Source organism: Maribacter aquimarinus, assembly GCF_047345505.1.
Taxonomy (GTDB): domain Bacteria; phylum Bacteroidota; class Bacteroidia; order Flavobacteriales; family Flavobacteriaceae; genus Maribacter.
Genome location: NZ_JBLFEO010000049.1, coordinates 1 through 5,855, shown reverse-complemented (window position 1 = coordinate 5,855; position 5,855 = coordinate 1). Strand labels below are relative to the sequence as shown.

Here is a 5,855-nt window from a genome sequence, read left to right as displayed (position 1 = left end):
CTTTTGAAAAGGACCTTGAACTTACACCATTTTTGCCAAAATTGCAAATCATCCAGGGCAATTGTTCGCCCGCGCCGGGGACGGCGCGGCATCCCCGGGGCACGGCCAACGGCCAAGGCCCCCGAGAGCCCGATACGCCCCAACGGCGCCGTTGCAACGCAACTGATTTTTTGAAGGTGCGGGCTTTTTGGGCCATCCGCCTTGGCCCAACACCACAAAAGAGGACAACTGGGTGGTTGTGGGCCTAAAAACAAGGTGCTATCTTTGCCCCTTACCTATTAATGCAACAATATGATCAACATTACCCTACCGGACGGATCCGTTAGACCCTACGAAGAAGGTACCACGCCCATTGACGTGGCCAAGAGCATTAGCGAGGGCCTTGCCCGCAACGTGATATCCGCAAAGTTCAACGGTACCACGGTGGAAAACGTGACCCCCCTGCGAACAGATGGCAAGCTGGTCCTTTTCACCTGGAGGGACAAAGAAGGGAAGACGGCCTTTTGGCACAGCACCAGCCACATTGTGGCCCAGGCCCTGGAAGAACTGTACCCGGGCATTAAGCTCACCATAGGCCCAGCCATTGAGAATGGTTTCTATTACGATGTGGACCTACCGGAGGGCAACCTCTCCGATAAGGATTTTGAAAAGATTGAGCAGCGGGCATTGGAAATCGCCCGGGGCAAGCATGACTTTAAAATGCGCTCCGTCTCCAAGGCCGATGCCCTGGCCTTTTACCAAGGCCAAGGCAATGAGTACAAGGTGGAGCTCATTGAAAACCTCCAGGACGGCGACATCACGTTTTGCGACCATGACACCTTTACCGATCTTTGCCGCGGCGGGCATCTTCCCAACACGGGAATGGTTAAGGCCATTAAGATCTTGAGCGTGGCCGGTGCCTATTGGCGCGGGGACGAAAATAACAAACAGCTTACCCGGGTGTACGGCATCTCTTTTCCCAAGCAAAAGGAACTGAAGGAATATCTGGAACTCTTGGAGGAGGCCAAAAAGCGCGACCACAGGAAATTGGGCAAGGAACTGGAGCTATTTACTTTTTCCCAAAAGGTGGGACAGGGCCTACCGCTATGGCTGCCCAAAGGCGCCGCCCTGCGCGACCGTTTGGAGCAGTTTCTTAAAAAAGCGCAGAAAAAAGCAGGTTACGAAATGGTGGTGACCCCACATATTGGACAGAAAGACCTTTATGTGACCTCCGGGCACTATGCCAAGTACGGGGCAGACAGTTTCCAGCCCATACACACCCCTAAAGAGGACGAGGAATTCTTGCTGAAACCCATGAATTGCCCGCACCACTGCGAAATCTATAATGCCAAGCCCTTTAGCTACAAGGACCTGCCCAAACGCTTTGCCGAATTTGGCACGGTGTACCGCTACGAGCAGAGCGGCGAGCTGCACGGCCTTACCCGCGTGCGCGGATTTACCCAGGATGATGCCCATATTTTCTGTATGCCGGACCAGCTGGACCAAGAGTTCAAGAACGTGATCGACCTATCGCTTTATGTGCTGAACTCCCTGGGCTTTGATGAGTTCACGGCCCAGGTCTCCGTCAGGGACCTGGATACACCGGACAAGTACATTGGCTCCGTGGAAAATTGGGAAAAGGCAGAGCAGGCCATTATCAACGCCGCCACCGAGAAGGGGCTGGAGTTTGTGGTGGAATCCGGAGAGGCGGCCTTTTACGGCCCCAAACTGGATTTCATGATCAAGGATGCCCTTGGCCGGCAGTGGCAGCTGGGCACCATACAGGTAGATTACAACCTGCCGGAGCGCTTTGACCTCACCTATAAGGGCAGCGACAACGAGATGCACCGCCCGGTAATGATCCACCGTGCGCCCTTTGGCAGTATGGAACGCTTCATTGCCCTTTTGCTGGAGCATACGGGAGGAAACTTCCCCCTTTGGCTCACTCCGGAGCAGGCCATAGTGCTGCCCGTGAGCGAGAAACACGAAAATTATGCGCAAAAAGTTTTGAAATCCTTGGAAAATCACGAAATTCGCGCGCTCATTGATAACAGGAGCGAGACCGTTGGCAAGAAGATAAGGGAGGCCGAAATGAACAAAATACCCTTTATGCTGGTGGTGGGCGAGAACGATGAAAAGGCCAATACCATCTCCGTGAGACGCCACGGCGGCGAGGATTTGGGAGCCATTTCACTGGAGGCCTTTGCAGACTTGGTTACTACGGAAATAAATAGTACCTTAAAGTCGTTTTAAAAAAACAGTTGATCCCATTGGATCATTTTTTAAGACCACGGAAATTGATTGTATAACCAAAAACAGTACGTCATAGCAATTAGAAAGAGATTTAGGCCACAGCCAAGGAGGGAAAACAAGAACCCCCATAAAATCAATGAAAGAATAACGGCGAGGGAGGTACGCCTTGTGGGAGACAATGTGGAAGTTGGGGTGTACTCCCTGGCCCAGGCCAAGGACAAAGCCGCCGAAATTGGGCTGGACCTCGTGGAGATATCGCCCAAGGCAGATCCGCCCGTGTGCAAGATCATAGACTACAAGAAGTTTCTCTATGAGCAAAAAAAGCGGGAGAAGGCCATGAAGGCGAAAGCCTCCAAGGTAGTGGTGAAGGAAATACGGTTTGGACCCAACACGGACGACCACGATTACGAGTTCAAGAAGAAGCACGCGGAAAAGTTCCTGAAGGATGGTGCCAAGTTAAAGGCCTATGTTTTCTTTAAAGGACGAAGCATTGTGTACAAGGACCAAGGCGAAATTTTATTGTTGCGCTTGGCCTCGGAACTGGAAGAACTGGGCAAGGTGGAACAGATGCCCAAACTGGAAGGCAAGAGAATGACCATGTTCATTGCCCCCAAGACCAAAAAGTAAAGCCTTTGGGTGCGCTTCGCACAGCTGGATTTGCACCGATCACCCTAACGCTGCCCGTGCACTATGGGCGGCGTTTAGATTGAAATAAGGGCCTCTGAAAAGCTGTCCTTGGTTTGCCTCATAATGAAATGGGCCAACGTATTATGGCAATGGTGGAAGAGGCCCCGAGCCGTAACATGACAAGATGAACAAGAAAGAATTGGTTTGCCCTTGGCGAACCAATTTACATAACGCTTACTGTACTTTCCCTGTGGAAAGGACAGCATACAGAGTGAGATCAATTAAATAAAAAGCAGAAAATGCCGAAACAAAAAACAAAATCCAGCGCTAAGAAGCGATTTAAGCTTACGGGCACGGGAAAAATCAAAAGAAAGCACGCCTTTAAAAGCCACATTCTTACAAAGAAGAGCAAAAAGCGCAAGCTTGCGTTGACACACAGCACCCTGGTGCACGATCACGATGTCAACAGCATTAAGGAACAACTGCGTTTAAAGTAAGTTGTACTTAAAAGGTAAAATGTAACACCATGGAGTTGGGCAATTGGAATGTAGAATTTAGATTTTAGATTTTAGATTTTAGATTTTAGATTTTAGATTGAAAGTGCACGTTTTGAGTGCCGCCCACTACAAAAACAATTAGAAAAAATGCCAAGATCAGTAAATGCAGTAGCTTCCAGAGCCCGAAGAAAAAAGGTGATGAAGCAAGCCAAAGGATACTTTGGAAGACGTAAAAATGTTTGGACCGTAGCCAAGAACGCGGTAGAAAAAGCGATGCTCTATGCCTATAGGGACCGCAGGAACAAGAAACGAAATTTCCGCGCGCTGTGGATCACCCGTATCAATGCCGGGGCCCGTATGCACGGAATGTCGTATTCACAGTTCATGGGGAAGGTAAAGGCGAACGGTATAGAATTGAACCGTAAAGTGCTGGCCGATCTGGCCATGAACCACCCCGATGCCTTCAAGGCCATTGTGGAGAAGGTAAAATAAACGGAACGCATATCTCACTCAAGAAAAATCCAGCTCACAAGGGCTGGATTTTTTTTTTGCCCTAGCTTCACCTGTTCCCAGTTGCCAGCTGCGGGAAGAACAACGCCATAAAACTGGGTGGGGACCTACTGCCCAACATCCATAAAACACGCGAAACTGACCCCGTGGAACCGATTTGGTCTCACAACAGCTTGGTGCTCCATAATGGCAACCATTTGGGTAAGTTCAATGATGGCAACAATCATTTTCCCGAAGCACTCAATAAGCAGTACGAAAACCAGCTTGCCCATTTGCAGGAAGAAGTGCGGTTTTTACGGGAGCAACTCCAGCAAAAAAATAATATCTGAACTTAATCAGGGCTTCGACTTCGCTCAGCCTGACATCCTTATTCAGTTACCAAATGCCGTTATGACCAAACTTCGGCCAGAAGCCCGATCACGGTGCTCGCAGAGATAAATGCCCTGCCAGACGCCCAGATTCAATCTTCCCCCGCTTATGGGAACCTGCACTGAAGCGCCCAACAAAGATGCCTTGATGTGGGCGGGCATATCGTCCGGCCCTTCATAGGTATGGATGTAATAGGGGGCATTTTCGGGCACCATGACGTTAAAATGGCGCTCCATATCGGTGCGCACAGTGGGGTCGGCATTTTCATTGATGGCCAAGCTCGCCGAAGTGTGCTGGATAAAAACCTGACAAATGCCCGTGGTGATGCCCTTGATTTCGGGAATGGCGTCTTCCACCGTCCGGGTGATCAAGTGAAAGCCCCTGGAATGAGGTCTGAGCCGTATTTGCTTTTGGTGGAATTCCATATTCTTTTCTTGGATACGCTCTTGGAGACATTAAAAAAATCGCCTTGGACGGCGGGCCACTTCTCCCTGAAAAAAGATAGCGTCACAATTTCTGGTAAAACTAAGCCATAATCGCCCCCATTACAAATACCTTTGCATCCTTTAAAACTTTTGTATGGACCTATCCAAGATAAAAATGGTGGTGACCGATATGGACGGCACCTTGCTGAATTCCGATCATGAAGTGAGCCCCCGGTTTTTTGAGCTCTTTGCCGCGCTGCGCTCCAAGAACATTATTTTTGTGGCCGCCAGCGGAAGACAATACAACAGTATAATAGACAAACTAAGCCCCATAAAGAACGACATTATTGTGGTGGCCGAAAATGGCGGCTTTGTTGTGGCGGGAGGCCAAGAACTGCTGAGCACGCCCCTGCCCCATTCCCATATTTTAGAGAGTTTGTCCCTGTTGGAGGCCGCGGAGGGTGTGCATCCGGTGCTTTGCGGCAAGCACACCGCCTATCTGGGCGCAGGGTCCGAGGCCTTTGTGCAAAAACTAAAGGAATATTATTCCAAATTTGAACTGGTACCGCGGTTGGAAGAGGTTTCCCAAGAGATCATAAAACTGGCCCTGTTTCATTTTGAGGGCTCCGAAGAGCACATTTATCCCTATGTGCGCCCCCTTGAAAAAGAGCTCCAGGTTAAGATTTCCGGCAGCCATTGGGTGGATATCTCCAGCCCAAACGCCCATAAGGGCTATGCCCTACGGAAGCTGATGCACCTGCACCAAGTGGCCGCGGACGAATTGCTGGTCTTTGGCGATTACAACAACGACCTGGAGATGTTGGCCTTGTCCGATTATAGCTTTGCCATGGAAAATGCCCACCCCAAGGTGCTGGCCAGTGCCAAATACCGTACCCGCAGCAACGACGAACACGGTGTGGAGCGTATTCTGGAAAAATTGTTGTAAATGATAGTGGGTAGTGGGTAGTGGATAGTTGGTAGTTGGTAGTAAAAAAAATCGAAATTTTGTCCTTAATGATGAAAATGACCGAATAATTTGGGTTTTTGGGTGGGCGCTTAGGGGTTTGTTCGTTTTATTTAGGGCTTGCTGATTTTCGCAAGGATTATAAACTTTAGGCCGCTACGATTCGGGGCGCATTTCGGCCACCATTTCCGATCGGTGCAAAAACCTTGCTTAAGAGCCCCTTTATGACGC

Annotated in this window: 7 protein-coding genes; 6 read left to right on the top strand and 1 reads right to left on the bottom strand. The window is 49.7% G+C overall.

The genetic code is table 11. From position 1 onward, the window contains the following. Positions 1 to 291: 291 nt before the first annotated feature. From thrS to ACKWCC_RS18955, 5 genes are all read left to right on the top strand, one after another. Complete coding sequence (gene thrS / locus ACKWCC_RS18975) at positions 292 to 2,232, top strand: threonine--tRNA ligase (RefSeq protein ID WP_413997545.1); 1,941 nt, start codon at positions 292 to 294, stop codon at positions 2,230 to 2,232. A gap of 72 nt (positions 2,233 to 2,304) precedes the next feature. Beyond that, on the top strand, positions 2,305 to 2,859 hold the full coding sequence (gene infC, locus ACKWCC_RS18970; protein WP_413997546.1) for a translation initiation factor IF-3: 555 nt from the start codon (positions 2,305 to 2,307) through the stop codon (positions 2,857 to 2,859). A 299-nt stretch (positions 2,860 to 3,158) separates the two neighbouring features. Then, positions 3,159 to 3,356 (top strand): 50S ribosomal protein L35, encoded by a 198-nt coding sequence (gene rpmI / locus ACKWCC_RS18965; protein ID WP_109649079.1) that lies wholly within the window; start codon positions 3,159 to 3,161, stop codon positions 3,354 to 3,356. A gap of 147 nt (positions 3,357 to 3,503) precedes the next feature. Further along, complete coding sequence (gene rplT / locus ACKWCC_RS18960; protein WP_413997544.1) at positions 3,504 to 3,848, top strand: 50S ribosomal protein L20; 345 nt, start codon at positions 3,504 to 3,506, stop codon at positions 3,846 to 3,848. Positions 3,849 to 4,012: 164 nt separating this feature from the next. Then, positions 4,013 to 4,195, top strand: coding sequence for a hypothetical protein (locus ACKWCC_RS18955; protein ID WP_413997543.1), 183 nt, complete (start codon positions 4,013 to 4,015; stop codon positions 4,193 to 4,195). Between the two features lie 42 nt (positions 4,196 to 4,237). Here the strand turns inward: ACKWCC_RS18955 and ACKWCC_RS18950 are convergent, their stop codons facing one another. Beyond that, a complete protein-coding gene (locus ACKWCC_RS18950) occupies positions 4,238 to 4,660 on the bottom strand; it encodes a secondary thiamine-phosphate synthase enzyme YjbQ (protein WP_413997542.1) in 423 nt (140 codons plus the stop codon). A 154-nt stretch (positions 4,661 to 4,814) separates the two neighbouring features. Here ACKWCC_RS18950 and ACKWCC_RS18945 point away from each other — a divergent pair, with 154 nt between their 5' ends. Continuing rightward, positions 4,815 to 5,606 carry an HAD family hydrolase gene (locus tag ACKWCC_RS18945; RefSeq protein ID WP_413997541.1) on the top strand — a complete coding sequence of 264 codons (792 nt, stop codon included), beginning with the start codon at positions 4,815 to 4,817 and terminating at the stop codon, positions 5,604 to 5,606. Positions 5,607 to 5,855 lie beyond the last annotated feature (249 nt).

What these genes read in the sequence shown, in the direction of transcription:
- thrS (WP_413997545.1), top strand. Translation starts at nt 292, where the DNA reads ATGATCAACATTACCCTACCGGACGGATCCGTTAGACCCTACGAAGAA.
- rpmI (WP_109649079.1), top strand. Translation starts at nt 3,159, where the DNA reads ATGCCGAAACAAAAAACAAAATCCAGCGCTAAGAAGCGATTTAAGCTT.
- rplT (WP_413997544.1), top strand. Translation starts at nt 3,504, where the DNA reads ATGCCAAGATCAGTAAATGCAGTAGCTTCCAGAGCCCGAAGAAAAAAG.
- ACKWCC_RS18950 (WP_413997542.1), bottom strand. Translation starts at nt 4,660, where the DNA reads ATGGAATTCCACCAAAAGCAAATACGGCTCAGACCTCATTCCAGGGGC.
- ACKWCC_RS18945 (WP_413997541.1), top strand. Translation starts at nt 4,815, where the DNA reads ATGGACCTATCCAAGATAAAAATGGTGGTGACCGATATGGACGGCACC.